Origin of the sequence: Pseudomonas sp. FP1154, from assembly GCF_030687245.1 — a bacterium.
Lineage (GTDB): Bacteria > Pseudomonadota > Gammaproteobacteria > Pseudomonadales > Pseudomonadaceae > Aquipseudomonas > Aquipseudomonas rhizophila.
In genome coordinates, this window is the sequence record NZ_CP117465.1 from 4224811 (window position 1) to 4239835 (window position 15025).

The 15025-nt window shown below is 62.1% G+C and carries 15 protein-coding genes and 1 pseudogene; 1 reads left to right on the forward strand and 15 read right to left on the reverse strand.

Annotated features, from left to right (window positions below; all coding sequences use genetic code 11):
• Window positions 1-9: 9 nt before the first annotated feature.
• The 11 genes and pseudogenes from PSH91_RS18900 to PSH91_RS18950 all read right to left on the reverse strand — a co-directional run bounded on the left by PSH91_RS18900 (window position 10) and on the right by PSH91_RS18950 (window position 10885).
• The gene (locus PSH91_RS18900) at window positions 10-981 is read right to left on the reverse strand and encodes an XdhC family protein (protein WP_305466478.1); all 972 of its coding nucleotides are present in this window, start codon (window positions 979-981) and stop codon (window positions 10-12) included.
• Window positions 981-3298: pseudogene (locus PSH91_RS18905) on the reverse strand (molybdopterin cofactor-binding domain-containing protein). The gene PSH91_RS18900 and the pseudogene PSH91_RS18905 overlap by 1 nt, the downstream one beginning before the upstream one ends.
• On the reverse strand, window positions 3295-3765 hold the full coding sequence (locus tag PSH91_RS18910; protein ID WP_047228187.1) for a (2Fe-2S)-binding protein: 471 nt from the start codon (window positions 3763-3765) through the stop codon (window positions 3295-3297). Before PSH91_RS18910 ends, PSH91_RS18905 begins: the two are co-directional and overlap by 4 nt.
• A gap of 256 nt (window positions 3766-4021) precedes the next feature.
• On the reverse strand, window positions 4022-5041 hold the full coding sequence (gene murB / locus PSH91_RS18915; protein ID WP_305466480.1) for a UDP-N-acetylmuramate dehydrogenase: 1020 nt from the start codon (window positions 5039-5041) through the stop codon (window positions 4022-4024).
• The gene (locus tag PSH91_RS18920; protein ID WP_092400061.1) at window positions 5038-5502 is read right to left on the reverse strand and encodes a low molecular weight protein-tyrosine-phosphatase; all 465 of its coding nucleotides are present in this window, start codon (window positions 5500-5502) and stop codon (window positions 5038-5040) included. The genes murB and PSH91_RS18920 overlap by 4 nt, the downstream gene beginning before the upstream one ends.
• Complete coding sequence (kdsB, locus tag PSH91_RS18925) at window positions 5502-6266, reverse strand: 3-deoxy-manno-octulosonate cytidylyltransferase (RefSeq protein ID WP_076383826.1); 765 nt, start codon at window positions 6264-6266, stop codon at window positions 5502-5504. Before kdsB ends, PSH91_RS18920 begins: the two co-directional genes overlap by 1 nt.
• Complete coding sequence (locus PSH91_RS18930; RefSeq protein ID WP_003179363.1) at window positions 6263-6448, reverse strand: Trm112 family protein; 186 nt, start codon at window positions 6446-6448, stop codon at window positions 6263-6265. The genes kdsB and PSH91_RS18930 overlap by 4 nt, the downstream gene beginning before the upstream one ends.
• Window positions 6449-6471: 23 nt before the next feature.
• The gene (gene lpxK / locus PSH91_RS18935) at window positions 6472-7482 is read right to left on the reverse strand and encodes a tetraacyldisaccharide 4'-kinase (protein ID WP_305466482.1); all 1011 of its coding nucleotides are present in this window, start codon (window positions 7480-7482) and stop codon (window positions 6472-6474) included.
• Window positions 7482-7910, reverse strand: coding sequence for a biopolymer transporter ExbD (locus PSH91_RS18940; protein WP_047228182.1), 429 nt, complete (start codon window positions 7908-7910; stop codon window positions 7482-7484). The genes lpxK and PSH91_RS18940 overlap by 1 nt, the downstream gene beginning before the upstream one ends.
• Window positions 7907-8542: a MotA/TolQ/ExbB proton channel family protein gene (locus PSH91_RS18945; RefSeq protein ID WP_160893079.1), complete on the reverse strand. Its 636-nt coding sequence runs from the start codon at window positions 8540-8542 to the stop codon at window positions 7907-7909. Before PSH91_RS18945 ends, PSH91_RS18940 begins: the two co-directional genes overlap by 4 nt.
• 102 nt (window positions 8543-8644) lie before the next feature.
• Window positions 8645-10885, reverse strand: coding sequence for a DNA internalization-related competence protein ComEC/Rec2 (locus tag PSH91_RS18950; protein WP_305466486.1), 2241 nt, complete (start codon window positions 10883-10885; stop codon window positions 8645-8647).
• A gap of 145 nt (window positions 10886-11030) precedes the next feature.
• Here PSH91_RS18950 and PSH91_RS18955 point away from each other — a divergent pair, with 145 nt between their 5' ends.
• The gene (locus PSH91_RS18955) at window positions 11031-11546 is read left to right on the forward strand and encodes a DUF2062 domain-containing protein (RefSeq protein ID WP_047228179.1); all 516 of its coding nucleotides are present in this window, start codon (window positions 11031-11033) and stop codon (window positions 11544-11546) included.
• A gap of 100 nt (window positions 11547-11646) precedes the next feature.
• On the opposite strand, the gene PSH91_RS18960 is transcribed toward PSH91_RS18955, so the two are convergent.
• The 4 genes from PSH91_RS18960 to PSH91_RS18975 all read right to left on the reverse strand — a co-directional run bounded on the left by PSH91_RS18960 (window position 11647) and on the right by PSH91_RS18975 (window position 14817).
• On the reverse strand, window positions 11647-12426 hold the full coding sequence (locus tag PSH91_RS18960) for an ABC transporter permease (protein WP_047228178.1): 780 nt from the start codon (window positions 12424-12426) through the stop codon (window positions 11647-11649).
• A complete protein-coding gene (locus tag PSH91_RS18965) occupies window positions 12423-13355 on the reverse strand; it encodes an ABC transporter ATP-binding protein (RefSeq protein WP_047228177.1) in 933 nt (310 codons plus the stop codon). Before PSH91_RS18965 ends, PSH91_RS18960 begins: the two co-directional genes overlap by 4 nt.
• 133 nt (window positions 13356-13488) lie before the next feature.
• Window positions 13489-14112 carry a glutathione S-transferase family protein gene (locus tag PSH91_RS18970; protein WP_047228176.1) on the reverse strand — a complete coding sequence of 208 codons (624 nt, stop codon included), beginning with the start codon at window positions 14110-14112 and terminating at the stop codon, window positions 13489-13491.
• A gap of 45 nt (window positions 14113-14157) precedes the next feature.
• On the reverse strand, window positions 14158-14817 hold the full coding sequence (locus PSH91_RS18975; RefSeq protein WP_076383822.1) for a transglutaminase family protein: 660 nt from the start codon (window positions 14815-14817) through the stop codon (window positions 14158-14160).
• Window positions 14818-15025 lie beyond the last annotated feature (208 nt).

The window sequence follows — 15025 nt, forward strand, 5'->3', positions numbered from 1 at the left end:
GCCCGTCGATTACAGCGGCTTTTTCTGACGCAACTCGACGCCATTCTTGATCGCCACGATTTCAGCCAGCAAAGACAAGGCAATTTCCGCCGGCGTATGGCTGCCGATGTGCAAACCGATCGGCCCATGCAGCCGTTCGATAGCCTGTGCAGACAAGCCTAGCTGAGCCAGGTTATCCCGGCGCTTCTGGCTGTTCACCCGAGAGCCCAGGGCCCCGACATAAAACGCCTTGGAATCCAGGGCCGTGAGCAGCGCCATATCGTCCAATCGTGGATCATGGGTCAGGGCGACAATGGCGGTACGCTCGTCGGTCTGGATGCTCAACACCGCTTCGTCAGGCATGCCGGAAACGAAGCGGCCATGCTGCTCTTCCCAACCGTAGACAAATTCCTTGCGCGGATCGCAGATCAACACCTCGAAATCCAGCAACCGGGCCATTTCTGCCACATAACGCGACAGTTGCCCCGCGCCGATCAACAGCAGCCGCCAGCGCGGGCCGTAGATGGCCCGCAGGACTTGACCGTCGAATACCAGCGCTTCGGTTTTGCTGGCCGGCGTCAGCAGCACTTCGCCTGTGCCGACGGTCAGCTCACGGGCGACAATCTCATGGCCATCGCAGCGCTCCAGCAGTTGCGCGACCCATTGCGGATCGCCGACCCGTTCTTCGGTCAGGCGCAAGGTACCGCCGCACGGCAGGCCGAAGCGCGCCGCCTCCTCACGAGTCACGCCATAGGTGATGAGCTGCACCGGCGGACCGTCCGCCGGAATACGCCCGTCGTGCAGCCGGGCGATCAGGTCATCCTCGACACAACCGCCCGATACCGAGCCAATCACCACGCCGTCTTCACGCAGGGCCAGCATCGCCCCCGGCGGCCTCGGCGCCGTGCCCCAAGTCTGGACCACAGTGAACAACACCACCCGCTGCCCGGCGCGGCGCCATTGAAGCACGCTGCGCAGGACGTTCAGATCAACGCTGTCCATCAGGTTTTGGCCTGCTGCCAGCCCTGCAACTGATAACGCACGGGCAGCTCGCGGATGCGCTTGCCGGTGGCGGCGAAAATCGCGTTGCACAGCGCCGGCGCAATCGGCGGCACACCCGGTTCACCCACACCGCCCAACGGCACCTCGCCCGGCGGCGTGACCAAGTGCACCGCGACCTCCTTGGGAGCCAAGGACATGCGCGCCACTTCGTACATGTGGAAGTTGTCTTGCTGGACCTTGCCGTCCTTGAAGCTGATCTCCCCCACCACCGCATTGCCCAGGCCCATGACGCAGGCGCCTTCGAACTGGGAACGGATACGCTCGGGGTTGATCTGCGGGCCGCAGTCCACGGCAATATCGGCCTTGTGCACGATCAACGTACCATCGTCCTTGACCTCCACCTCCAGCGCTGCCGCCACATAGGTGACGAAGCTGTAGTGCACCGCCAGCCCCAGGCCACGGCCCTTGGGCAGTTTGCGGCCCCACCCGGCGGCCTTGGCGGCGGTTTCCAGCACGGTGCGGATCCGCGCCGTATCGATGGGATAAAGCTCGGGGGATTCGCCGTAGTTCCATTCTTCATTCAAGGTGCGCGGATCGATCTTACGGTCCGGGCCAAGCAATTTGACGTGATACGCCAGTGGATCCTGGCCGGCCTTGTGGGCCAATTCGTCGATGAAACTCTGAATCGCAAAACCGTGGGGAATATTCGACACCGAGCGGTACCAGCCCCAACCCTCGTATGGGCCACCGCTTCGGGGTTCTCCAGGCGCATGTTGGGAATTGCGTAGGCCATGTTGGTCACGCCCATGCCCACTTCGAACGGCGCTTCGTGGGTCATGCCCGGTGCAAACAGTGCGGTAATGCTCGGGGCTACGGTGCGATGCAGCCAGCCGGACGGCATCCCGTCCTGGTTCAGGCCAGCCTTGAGGTATTCGGCCGATACGGTGTGGAAATACGAATGATGGATGTCATCTTCGCGGGTCCATTGCACCCGCACCGCCTGGCCTGGAAACTCCTTGGCCAACACGGCCGCCTCGAGGACGAAATCGGGTTTGGACTTGCGCCCGAAACCACCGCCCAGCAGCGTGATGTGCACGGTAACCTTGTCGAAAGGGATCCCCAACCGTTCGGCGACGCGTTCACGGGTGACCTGCGGCGCCTGGCTCGGTGCCCAGGCTTCGCACTGGCCATCCTTGAACCGGGCGACGGCGACCATCGGCTCCATCGGCGACTGCGACAGGTGCGGCAGGTAATAGGACGCCTCCAGGGTTGCGTCAGCCTTGGCCAGCGCGTCGTCCAGATCACCAGTGTTGCGCAAGACTTTCCCGGGCTTGAGGGCCGCGGCTTCCAGTTCCTTGCGATAGGCGACGGAGTCATAGCCGGCATTCGGGCCGTCATCCCACTCGATTTTCAGCGCCTCGCGGCCCTTGATCGCCGCCCAGGTGTTTTTCGCCACTACCGCCACGCCGCCCAGAGGCTGGAACTCGGAGGGCAACGGACGTCCTTCGATCTGCAGCACCTTGACCACACCCGGTACTTTCAGCGCCGCGCTGCTGTCCACGCGCTTGACCTTGCCACCATAGACTGGCGGGCGAGCCACGACGGCATAGAGCATGCCATCGAAATGTACATCGGCGCCGAACACGGCACGCCCGTTGACGACGTCTTCGCCATCGATGGCCCGGCTCGACTCCTTACCGATGTAGCGAAACTCCGAAGGTTGCTTGAGGCGCAGGCTGTCACGGGCGGGAACTGGCAAGGCACTGGCCGCGGCGGCCAACGCGCCATACCCCAGTTCCCGACCGGAAGGCTGGTGCACGACTTTGTGCAATTGAGCACGACACTCACTCGCCGGGACATTCCACTGAGCAGCGGCGGCCAGCTCCAGCATGGTCCGGGCAGCGGCCCCGCAACGACGCATTGGTTCGTACCAGTGGCGCATACTGCGCGAGCCATCGGTGTCCTGGTTGCCGAAGCGCACCTCATCCGCCGGTGCCTGCCGCACCTTGACCTGCGCCCAGTCAGCGTCCAGTTCATCGGCCACCACCATGGTCAGGCTGGTGCGCACCCCCTGGCCCATTTCCGAACGGTTGCAGATCACCGTCACGCTGCCATCGGTGGCGATGCTCACGTACACCTGCGGGTCGTCGATCACACCATTGGGCATGCCCTCACCGCCGAACTTCTTGTCCTCGGCAAAAGCGTCCGGCAGGCCCCAACTGGCGGCCAGCACCAACACACCCGTGGCGCTCGCGCCTTTGAGGAAACCACGGCGGCTGAGGTTGCTCAGCACAAAATCATTGGGCAAGCGGCTCATGCCTTGGCCTCCTTCAGGTGGGTGGAAGCCTGGCGGATCGCAGTCTTGATCCGGTTATAAGTGCCGCAACGGCAGATGTTGCCGACCATGGCCTCTTCGATCTGCTCATCGCTCGGGTTGGGATTGGTCTTGAGCAAGGCGGTCGCGGACATGATCTGCCCACCCTGACAGTAGCCGCACTGGGCCACGGCGGTATCGAGCCAGGCCTTCTGGACAATTTGCCCGACCGGGTCGACATGAAGGGCATCGATGGTGGTGACGTTCTGGCCTTTCACCGAGCCAATCGGGGTGATGCAACTGCGCGCCGGGGCGCCGTCGATGTGAATGGTACAGGCGCCGCACAGGCCCATGCCGCAGCCGAATTTGGTGCCGTTGTAACCGGCCACATCTCGGATGGCCCAGAGCAGCGGCATGTCCTCGGTCACATCCAGTTGGTGATCTTTTCCATTGAGTTTCAAGGTAATCATGGGCACGCCCGCACGGTGATCGAATTATGGGGTCGAGCAATCTGCCGTTTGGACAACGGTTCGGTTGGCGCAGACTGACTCAGGCTAATCGGGCTCTCTTGTGCAAACACGCAGACGTCTGCACCGGGCCTTCAATGATGCGATGGTCGCATCGTTAGCTCACTAAATTAACCCAGGATTAAGCAAAACGCCCTGCACAATCCTGCACAAATGATCCTTGTGCGAGGTTGTGCAGGGCGCTCGGTGAAAGCCAGGTTCAGTACCGATTGGGCTCCATTTCCAGATTGACCTGAAAACGCTCGGCAATGTCTTTCTGGATACGCAGGGCCAGATCCAGCAATTGCGGCCCGGTGGCGCAGCCGTAGTTGACCAGCACCAACGCCTGCAACTTATGCACCCCGGCGTCGCCTTCGCGAAAGCCCTTCCAGCCGGCCCGCTCGATCAACCAACCGGCGGCAATTTTCATCTGCCCTTGGGGTTGTGGATAAGCCACCAGATCCGGGTATTGCAGCTTGAGTTGCGCAACGTGCGAAGCCGGCACCAGCGGGTTCTTGAAGAAACTGCCGGCATTGCCCAGCACGGCCGGGTCAGGGAGCTTTTCACTGCGGATGCTGCAGATGGCCCGGCTGACATCCGAGGGAGTCGCCTGTTCGATGCCCAGTTCGGCCAACCGCTGGCGGACCGGGCCGTACTCCAGGTGCAGATGCGCGGCGCGACTGAGGGCAAAGCGCACCCGCAGGATCAGCCAACGACCCGCTTGCTGCTTGAACAGGCTGTCGCGGTAGGCGAAACGGCATTCTTCCAGGGTGAAATCGTGCAGCTCGCCGGTTTGCCGATCCAGGGCGGTCAGGCCGGCGAACACATCCTTGATCTCCACACCGTAGGCACCGATGTTTTGCATCGGTGCGGCCCCCACCGTGCCTGGGATCAGGCTGAGGTTCTCCAGCCCCGACCAGCCTTGCGCCAGCGTGTACTGGACGAAGGGGTGCCACGGTTCGCCTGCTTCGGCTTCGATCAGCACCCGCTCGCCATCATCGCTGAGCAGACGAATCCCTTGACTGGCCATGCGCAACACCAGCGCGTCGATATCACCGGTCAGCAGCAGGTTGCTGCCGCCTCCGATCACCAGCAACGGCACGTCATTGGCGCTGGCATAGGCCAGCGCCTGGCGGACATCGGCGTCGCTGTGAGCTTCGGCGAATAACCGGGCAGTGACGTCCACGCCAAAGCTGTTGAACGGCTTGAGGCTGACGCCGGCCCGCACCTGCAAGGTCATAGCCGCCCCTTCAATTCGATCACCAGGCGGTCCGTGGCCCGCTCGATCAGGTCCAGCACTTGCTCGAAACCCTGTTCGCCGTCGTAGTACGGGTCCGGCACATCATCGAGTTCAGCCTCGTAGCGGCGCAGGAACAGATCCAGTTCGGCCCTGCCATTGCTCGGTTGTAGGGCTTTCAGATTGCGCAGGTTGCTGCCGTCCATCGCCAGGATCAGGTCATAAGTGGCGAAATCGGCCCGGCTGACCTGGCGGGCACGCTGGGCCGACAGATCATAGCCGCGTCGCAGGGCCGCAGCCTGGCTGCGCTTGTCCGGGGCCTTGCCGACGTGCCAGTCACCGGTACCGGCGGAGGCGACTTCCACCTGCTCGGCCAGCCCGGCCTCGCGCAGCTTGTGCCGCAGGATGCCTTCGGCGGTGGGTGATCGGCAAATGTTGCCGAGGCAGACAAACAGAACCCGCATCAGGCCTCCAGCAGGCGACGAACGCGCTCGAGGTCTTCCACGGTGTCGACGCCTGTCGGCGGAGCAATCAGCGCATCGGCGACATGGATTCGCACGCCGTGCCACAGGGCACGCAGTTGCTCCAAGGATTCGGTGTTTTCCAGCCAGCACGGGCCCCAGGCGACGAAATCCTGGAGGAAACCGGCGCGGTAAGCGTAGATGCCGATGTGGCGGCGGTACGGTACGCCGTCAGGCATGACGTCCCGACTTTGCGCGAATGCATCACGAGCCCAGGGCAAGGTGGCGCGGCTGAAGGTCAGCGCCAGGCCATTGAGATCGCTGACGACCTTGACCACGTTGGGGTTGAACAGGGTTTGCACATCCTCGATCGGCTCGGCCAGGGTGGCCATGCGCGCTTCGGGATGGGCTGCCAGATTGTTTGCAACCTGATCGATCACACTGGACGGGATCAACGGTTCATCGCCCTGCACATTGACCACGATGGCGTCGGGTTCCAGGCCCAGCTTGGCGGCGACTTCCGCCAGGCGATCAGTTCCGGAGTTGTGATCCTCGCGAGTCAGTACCACTTCGGCGCCAAAGCCCTTGCAGGCTTCCACGATGCGCGCATCGTCGGTCGCCACTACCACGCGCTGGGCGCTGCTTTTGCAGGCCTGTTCCCATACGTGCTGGATCATCGGTTTGCCAGCGATCAACAGCAACGGTTTGCCGGGCAGGCGCGTCGAGGCAAAGCGCGACGGAATGACAACGGTAAAGGCTGCGGTCATTTATCCAGGCGCTCGTCGGTGGTCAGGGTACGGGCCTCGCTTTCGAGCATCACCGGAATGCCATCGCGAATCGGATAGGCCAGGCCGGCGCCTTTGCTGATCAGCTCGGTTTTGTCGGCGCTGAGCTTGAGGGGGCCTTTGCAGACCGGGCAGGCCAGAATGTCGAGCAGTTTGGTGTCCATGAACATTTCCCTGGATAAATGGTTTAAGGCAAAAGCCGATCCGGCAACAGGCGCATCAACTGGGTATCGAACCAGTCCGCGAAGGCTGGCGACGGCATGGCATCCACCGCCAGGTACCACCAATGGGGCTCGGCGAAGGCACGGCATTTGACCGCGTCCTTTTCCGTCATGACCACCGGCAACGATGGCGTGAAATTCAATGCCTGGGCGCTGTATTGGGCGTGGTCGGCAAACCCGTGCGGTATAGGTCGCCAGTGTAGCGTTTCGAGGGTGTTGAAGAAACGCCGGGGATTGCCGATCCCGGCCACGGCATGCAGGGCCTGGCCGGGTGGGAAATGGTCCAGTGGCCGCCGTTCGTCGCTGGCCAGGTTCACCAGGGCTGTGGGTCGCAGCTCGAAGGCAAAGCCGTCTTCGCGGTCGGCGCTGGCGCCGTTGAATAGCACGGCATCGACCGATTGCAGACGCTCCACGGGTTCACGCAGCGGACCGGCAGGCAGACAACGTCGATTGCCCAGGCCGCGGGCGTTGTCGATCAGCACCAATTCAAGATCCCGAGCCAGGCGGTAATGTTGCATGCCGTCGTCGGACAGGATCAGGTCCAGCGGTTGAGTCTCCAGCAGCGCCTGGACCGCCCGGCTGCGATCCGGATCGATCATCAATGGCACGCCGCTGCGCTGGACAATCAGCAGTGGCTCATCACCCGCGATGTCGGCGCCCTGCCCGGCTTCGACTCGCCAGGGCAAATGGGGTGGTTTGGCGCCATAACCCCGGCTTACCACGCCGACCCGCAGGCCACGGCGCTGGCAATGCTCAATCATCCACAGGATCAATGGGGTCTTGCCGGTGCCGCCAACCGTGATGTTCCCCACGACCACCAGCGGCACGGGCGGTTGGTAAATCTCACCCTCGCCCGCCAGAAAGCGCTCGCGTTTGCCCATCACCACCCGACGGTACAACCACTCCAGTGGCCGCAACAGCGTCAGGGCCGGGTGACCTTCGTACCAGGCGGCGAGCAATCGATCGGACATGGCCATCAGGGTGCCGGCGCCGCCTCGACGGTGGTCATGCGCAGATGGCTGAAGCCGAGCTTGCCGGCCGCGTCCATGGCGGTGATGACGGATTGATGAGGGGTCTTGCCGTCGGCGCTGATGGACAGCGGCAAGCTGGTGTCGCCGCCGGACTCCTTCTGCAACGCATCGATCAGGCTCGCCAGGTCGCTCTTGGGCAGCAATTGATTGTTCACCGAAAACGTCCCTTCGGCACTGATCGTGACTTCCAGGTTCTTGAGTTGCTGGTCTTCGGCAGGCGAGCCGCTGACCGCTTCCGGCAGTTCCACCTTGAGCTGGGTTTCCCGGGTGAAGGTGGTGGTCACGACGAAAAACAGCAGCAGGATGAACACCACGTCAATCAGCGACGCAAGGTTGATCTCGACGGTTTCCCGTGGTTTGCGGCGGAATTTCACTTCTTGCCCTCGGCCAGGTCCACGTCACGGTCGCCTTGCACCACCTCGACCAGCTTGATGGCCTCCTGCTCCATGCCCACCACCAACTCATCGATGCGCCGTTGCAGGAAGCGATGGAAAAACACCGAAGGAATCCCCACCATCAACCCGGCGGCCGTGGTGATCAACGCCTTGGAAATCCCCCCTGCCAGCACCGAGGCATTGGCGGTCATGCCGGCGCCGGTGAACGAACTGAAAATGTCGATCATGCCCAGCACCGTGCCCAGCAGGCCCAGCAACGGGGCCATGGCGGCAATTGTGCCCAGGGCATTGATGTAGCGTTCCAGCTCATGGATGACCCGGGCGGCGGCTTCTTCGATGCATTCCTTCATGATCTCGCGACCATGCTTGGAATTTGCCAGCCCCGCGGCGAGGATTTCACCCAGCGGTGAACTGGCCCGCAGCTCCTTGAGCCGCTCCTTGTTCAGTTTCTTGTCCTTGATCCAGACCCAGACCTGCCCGAGCAAATGCTCCGGGGTCACGCGGCTGGCCCGCAGGGTCCACAGGCGTTCGGCAACGATTCCCAGCGCCACGATGGAACTCAGAATGATCGGCAACATCATCCAGCCGCCGGATTTGACCAATTCCCACACAGTGACAGCCCCCTCGAAAAAGTGCGCCACTTTATCATACAGACTCGCCTTGCAGGCCCGCCCCGCCGATAACACCGTCGTCGAGGATGACCCGGGTCAAGGTTACGGCCATGGTCCCGCAGACGGCGGGTCGCGCCAGTAGCGCCGTTGGCCGGCCTGAAGGCGCGGTGCTTCGAAAGCCCCCAGTTGCAGACGAATGGCACCCTGTTCGGCACTGTCGTAGATCGCCATGCCCAAGCGGCGATAACGAGCCAGCACTCGCGGATGAGGATGGCCGAATGCATTGCCCTGCCCTCGGGAGATCAACACCGAATGGGGTTTGAGCCGTGACAACAGCAACATCGACGATGAACTGCGGCTACCGTGATGGGGCGCCGCCAGCCACTGGACCGGCACGGCCAGGGGCCCGTCGAGCAACGCGCGCTCGGCATGGCTATCGATGTCTCCGGTGAGCAACAACCGCTCACCGCCGGCCTCGACCAGCAGAACGCAGGACCTCTGATTGCTTTCAAGGGCAGATGACCATTGCCACAGCTCGAACCTGACCCCGTCCCACTCCCAGCGCGCGCCACTGTCGCACGCCTCTGCCTGCAGGGTGGCAGGCAACGCGGCGGGGTCGCCACTGACCACCCGGACCGTTGGCAAGCCATTGCGCACGGCTTGGGCGCCGCCGGCATGATCGGCGTCGGCATGGCTGAGCAGCATCAGGTCCAACCCGGCGACACCCAGCTTGCGCAGGGTCGGCAGCACCACGCGCTCACCCGCGTCGGCCTCGCCAAAGCGCGGCCCCGCGTCGTAAAGCAAGGCATGATGACGGGTGCGTACCAGCACCGCCAACCCTTGACCCACGTCCAGTTGCCAGATTTCGGCCTGCCCCGGAGGCACATCCTCCCTCGGAGGGAAAACCACCAGCAGTACCATGGGCCATCCCAGTACCCGCAGTGGCACGCCTTTGGGCAGCAACAGTAACAAAGCCCCCAGAGCGGCCATGCACCACACCCACAGGGGGATAGCCGCAGGCACCCATGCCGGTATTCGCCCGGCCACCAGCGCCAGCCCCTTGAAGAGCAGATCGAGCAACCCGCCGGCGATCCAAAGCAGCCCTTCACCCACGAGCGGCATCGGCAACAACGCCGTACCGAGCAGCGCCGGCGGCAACACCAGCAGGCTGACCCAAGGCACCGCCACCAGGTTCACCAGAGGCCCGCTGAGGCTGATCGGCAAACCCAATATCAACAGGATCGGGCACAGTCCGACTGCCACCAACCATTGGGCACGGGTCCAGGTTTGCCACCAGCGCCAGGGCCCCAAGCGTGCGCCGAAAGTAAACATCAGGATCGCCACCGCGGCGAACGACAGCCAGAACCCTGGCCGCAGGCTGGCCAATGGATCGAACACCAGCACCCCATTGAAAGCCAGCAGCCACGCCCACCAGGGGTCCGGATGCCGGTAACGCAAACGCCACAGCAGCACCAGGCCGATCATCGCGCAAGCGCGCCGCACCGGCACCTCGAAGCCGGCGAGCAAGCCGTAACCCAAGGCTGCGATAAAGGCCAGAGCGCAGGCCCAAGGTAGCCACGGCAGACGCACCGGCCACATGCCATAGCGCGCCGCACCTGCCACCAGCAGGTACACCAGTGCGGCAAGCAGGCCGATGTGCTGCCCGGAGATCACCAGCAGATGGACCGTACCGGTGTCTTGCAGTACCTGCCAGTCATCACGACTCAGCCCAGCTCCGTCCCCCAGGACCAATGCCGCCAGCGCCCCGGAGCGGCCCTGGGCGTCGACTTGCGCCAGCGCCTGACGCACGCCGTCGCGCCAGGCACCTTGGGCAGGTTGCCGGAGATGACCGTCCTTGACCGTGCCAGTCGCGCCGATGCCGCGGCTCAACAGCCAGGCCTGGTAATCGAAGCCATGGGGGTTCAGTAGCCCGGTGGGGCGTTTGAGCTTTACCGCCAATCGCCAACGTTCGCCGCTGCTCACAGGCGGTCCACCGAACCAGGCCAGGCGCATCGACGACGGCAGCCGTGTGCGGCGGGAATGGGCATCGGTCAGTTCAAAGCGCACCACACCTTCGTTATATTGCGGTAAACCGACGACGCGCCCTTCGAGCCAGCGGGTTTCTCCATCCAGCGCGGCAGGCAACCGATCGTCCAGGGCCAGTTGCGCCGACAGACACGCCCAAGCCAGCCCGATCAGGAAAAAACCCAGCGGATGAGTTCGAAACGGCAAAACCATCAGCGCCAGCACAGGCATGACCGCAATCAGCCACAGCGGCGGCAGCGCCGGGCAAAAAACCGGGGTCAGCAGCCCGAGTGCAAGCGCGACCATCCCTGTGCGCATAAGCCTGTCCTTGAGAGTCTTCTCTTCAGGCATAGTCGGTCTACGGCACGGTGCGCGTTAACAATTGTCACAAAGTCTGAATCAGTCAGCCGTAGAATGCGGACATACTTGCGGCCTCACCGCTTTGAACCGACCGAGAAGCCTTATGCCCCGGCGCCTTTTCAAACGTTACATGCCTGACCCAGCGAGTATTCGGGAACATAAGTCCTTACGTTTTCTCGGTTCCTTGCTGCACGACCCCAACCTTTGGCACCTCAATCGACACTCCGTGGCACGCGCCATGGCCGTTGGTCTGTTCGCTGCCTTTTTGCCGATTCCTTTGCAGATGCTGCTGGCCGCGGCACTGGCCATCACCGTACGCGGCAACATACCGATTGCGGTGAGCCTGGTCTGGCTGACCAACCCCATCACCATGCCCGCCGTGTTTTTCTGCACCTACCAGACCGGGGCCTGGTTGATGGATGTGCCTGCCCGCACGTTACCGGATGAACTGACCTGGGAATGGATCACCACCCAGTTGTCTACCTTGTGGCAGCCGTTTTTGCTGGGGTCGGTGGTGACGGGTCTGGTGCTCGGCGCCCTCGCCTATTTCATGACCATGATCTATTGGCGCTGGTGGGTGGCGCGGCAATGGAAACGGCGCAAGAAAAGCCGGATGTGAAATGCAAAAAGGCCTCCAGTGAATGGAGGCCTTTTGCATTTCGATGTAAGAGCGAGCCTGCTCGCGATAGCGGTATACCAGTCAGCACGCCTGCCGAGTTCTAAGTACGCATCCCTCGCCCACTGACCAACAGCCGTGCACATCCCACATAGAGCACCACGGTTGCCACCAGCATGAAGGTGATCGCGACGCTGATCCGGATGTCCGACACCCCAAGGATGCCGTAGCGGAACGCGTTGACCATGTGCAGCACCGGGTTGGCCAGGGACACGGTCTGCCAGAACGGTGGCAGCAGGGAAATCGAGTAGAACACTCCGCCCAGGTAAGTCAGTGGCGTGAGCACGAACGTCGGGATGATGGAAATGTCATCGAAGTTGCGCGCAAACACGGCATTGATGAACCCCAGCAGCGAAAAGATCGTGGCGGTGAACACCACCACCAATATCGTCACGCCCAAATGGTGCACTTGCAGATCGGTGAAGAACAGTGACAGCAAGGTCACGATCAAGCCCACCGCCAACCCGCGCAATACACCGCCCAGGGTGTAGCCGATCAGGATCGTATGGGGCGAAACCGGCGAGACCATCAGTTCCTCGATCGAGCGCTGGAATTTGCTGCCGAAGAAACTCGAGACCACGTTACCGTAGGAGTTGGTGATCACCGACATCATGATCAGCCCCGGTACGATGTAGTCCATGTACGTGAAGCCACCCATGTCGCCGATCTGCCGACCGATCAGGTTGCCGAAAATCACGAAGTACAAAACCATGGTGATGGCCGGCGGCAGCAGGGTCTGCGGCCAGATCCGCATGAAGCGTCGGACTTCGCGATAAACGATGGTATTGAGGGCGATGAGGTTGGGTCGCAGTTCGGAACTCATACAGCCACCTTCGCCAGATTTTTCTCCACCAGAGACACGAACAACTCCTCGAGGCGATTGGTTTTGTTGCGCAGGCTCTGCACTTCAATGTTTTGCAGCGCCAGTTGGGAGAACAAGCCGGTAATACCGACGGTTTTATCCACCTGGACTTCCAGCGTGTGGTGGTCCACCAGCCGGGCCGGATAGCCGATCAGTTGCGGCGCGGCCTTCAGATCGTTTTTCAGGTCCAGCAGGAACGTCTCCACATGCAGTTGGCTGAGCAACTGTCGCATGCTGGTGTTCTCGACGATGGTGCCGTGGTCGATGATGCCGATGTTGCGGCACAGCTGCTCGGCCTCTTCCAGGTAATGGGTGGTGAGGATGATGGTGATGCCTTTCTGGTTCAGCTCGGTCAGAAAGGTCCACATCGACCGACGCAACTCGATGTCGACACCCGCGGTCGGCTCGTCGAGAATCAGCAGGCGCGGCTCATGGACCAGGGCACGGGCAATCATCAGGCGCCGCTTCATGCCGCCGGACAATGAACGGGACGGCACATCACGCTTGTCCCACAAACCCAGTTGAGTCAGATATTTCTCGGCGCGCTCATTGGCGATCTTCGGCGGGATACCGTAGTAACCCGCCTGGGTCACGACGATGTCGAAGGTCTTTTCGAACTGGTTGAAATTGAACTCCTGGGGCACCACGCCGATGCAGCGCTTGAGAGCGGCGGGCTCACGGTCCAGATCATGACCGAAGATATTCACCGTACCGCTGGTTTTGTTCACCAGGGTTGAAAGAATGCCGATGGTGGTGGATTTGCCGGCTCCATTGGGGCCGAGCAAGGCGAAAAAATCACCTTCGGCGACGTCCAGATCGATACCACTCAAGGCCTGGAAACCGTTGCCGTAGGTTTTGGTTAGCTGCCGGATGGACAGAGCGGAACTCATATCGGATTACGCACCAAGAAGGGGAAGAAACAATTAGATAAGGGCGCACGGCGAGCAATACAACCACGGCGCACGAAGGCAATGGTGCGTGGCGTCGCCGCACAAGTACAGTCAAGCGTGTCGATAGTAAGTATTAAGTCAACGCGGTCATGACCGCCTTGCGATACGCCGGACGCTGCTGCAGCCGGGCGTACCAGGCCTGTAGATGAGGCAGCGCAGCCCGCTCGATGGGCATCTCGAACCAGGCATAAATGAAACTGCCCAAGGGAATATCGCCCATGCCGATTTCATCCCCGGAGAGGTAGGGTTGCTCGCTCAACGTCTGGTCCGCCATCGCCAACAAACCATCGCAGACCTTGATCGCCGCATGGATGGCCGCCCAGTCCTGCTGCTCGGCGGGAGTGCGCAAGACGCCCCAGAACACGGTGCGAAACGGATCGGCAAACGAGGAGGTGGTCCAGTCCATCCATTTTTCAGCCCTGGCGCGAGCCTGGGGATCTGCCGGATACCAGGCAGAACCCGGAGCATGGCGAGACGCCAGATAACGCACGATGGTGTTGGACTCCCAGAGCACGAAACCGTCATCTTCGATCATCGGGACACGGCCGTTGGGGTTCTTGGCGCGATACTCGGGCGTGTCCACCACGCCGAACGCACCCCCTGCGTCGATGGCCTCGTAGGCCAGCCCCAGCTCCTCGGCGCACCACAGCGCCTTGCGCACATTCGATGAGTTTTTCCGACCCCAGATCTTCAGCATCACGGCTTGCTCCGATGGATAAATGCCGCAGCAGCATACGCCGGATCAGCCGCGACTCAAATCGCCCTGCATGTCGCCAAGCAGGGGCGGCAGTTGCTCGCCGAACAGGTGCGGGTAGCATTTTTCCAGGTGCTCGAAGAAGAACGCTTCGGGCACATCGGCGAATTGGCCGTGGTCGGTGACGTACTCCATCAGCTTGGCGCCCTGTCGATTGAACGGGTGGAAAACGCTGTCCTCGCGGCCATCGAATTCCAGGGGTGCCACATCGAACAACTCACACAAGCCTTGATTGAAGGCCGGCGTGGCCTTGACCCAGCGCTCGTTCAGATAGAACTCGGTATAACCGTGCATGGCGAACACGTCACTCTTGAGCAACTCCAGCAGGCGTGCAGTGGACAAGTGATTACGCACATCCGCCAGGCCGATGCGCGCCGGGATACCACAATGGCGGGCGCAAGCGGCCAGCAAGGTCGCCTTGGGCACACAATAGCTTTCACCGCAGGCCAGTGCGTAACTGCCACGCAGGGTCTGCGGATCGCGGCTGAAGGTATAGGGGTTGTAGCGCACGGCCTCGCGCACCGCGTAATACAGGCTGATTGCTTGTGCCTGCGGGTCGCGATCAGTGCCGCGATGAGTTTCGGCGAACTCAATGACCGCAGGGTGATCGCTGTCGATGAAGCGGCTGGGGTTCAGGTATTGCTGCATGGTCAGGACCTCACGGAAAACGCCTGCGTCCGTAGGAGCTGCCGAGTGCAACGAGGCGGCGATCTTTCCCGGACCATCGAGCCCTGAGAGAAAGATAGACAGATCAAGAGATCGTCCGAACGCGGCCCGCACCTTCGGCAGCGCCTATAGGGCTTGCTTCGAGTCTATCCAAAGCCCACCCTCGGTAATAACGGCGTTTACGCCAAAC

What these genes read in the sequence shown, in the direction of transcription:
- PSH91_RS18900 (WP_305466478.1), bottom strand. Translation starts at nt 981, where the DNA reads ATGGACAGCGTTGATCTGAACGTCCTGCGCAGCGTGCTTCAATGGCGC.
- PSH91_RS18955 (WP_047228179.1), top strand. Translation starts at nt 11,031, where the DNA reads ATGCCCCGGCGCCTTTTCAAACGTTACATGCCTGACCCAGCGAGTATT.
- PSH91_RS18930 (WP_003179363.1), bottom strand. Translation starts at nt 6,448, where the DNA reads ATGGACACCAAACTGCTCGACATTCTGGCCTGCCCGGTCTGCAAAGGC.
- PSH91_RS18920 (WP_092400061.1), bottom strand. Translation starts at nt 5,502, where the DNA reads ATGCGGGTTCTGTTTGTCTGCCTCGGCAACATTTGCCGATCACCCACC.
- kdsB (WP_076383826.1), bottom strand. Translation starts at nt 6,266, where the DNA reads ATGACCGCAGCCTTTACCGTTGTCATTCCGTCGCGCTTTGCCTCGACG.
- PSH91_RS18950 (WP_305466486.1), bottom strand. Translation starts at nt 10,885, where the DNA reads ATGCGCACAGGGATGGTCGCGCTTGCACTCGGGCTGCTGACCCCGGTT.
- PSH91_RS18910 (WP_047228187.1), bottom strand. Translation starts at nt 3,765, where the DNA reads ATGATTACCTTGAAACTCAATGGAAAAGATCACCAACTGGATGTGACC.
- PSH91_RS18965 (WP_047228177.1), bottom strand. Translation starts at nt 13,355, where the DNA reads ATGAGTTCCGCTCTGTCCATCCGGCAGCTAACCAAAACCTACGGCAAC.
- PSH91_RS18960 (WP_047228178.1), bottom strand. Translation starts at nt 12,426, where the DNA reads ATGAGTTCCGAACTGCGACCCAACCTCATCGCCCTCAATACCATCGTT.
- lpxK (WP_305466482.1), bottom strand. Translation starts at nt 7,482, where the DNA reads ATGGCCATGTCCGATCGATTGCTCGCCGCCTGGTACGAAGGTCACCCG.
- PSH91_RS18975 (WP_076383822.1), bottom strand. Translation starts at nt 14,817, where the DNA reads ATGCAGCAATACCTGAACCCCAGCCGCTTCATCGACAGCGATCACCCT.
- PSH91_RS18970 (WP_047228176.1), bottom strand. Translation starts at nt 14,112, where the DNA reads ATGCTGAAGATCTGGGGTCGGAAAAACTCATCGAATGTGCGCAAGGCG.
- murB (WP_305466480.1), bottom strand. Translation starts at nt 5,041, where the DNA reads ATGACCTTGCAGGTGCGGGCCGGCGTCAGCCTCAAGCCGTTCAACAGC.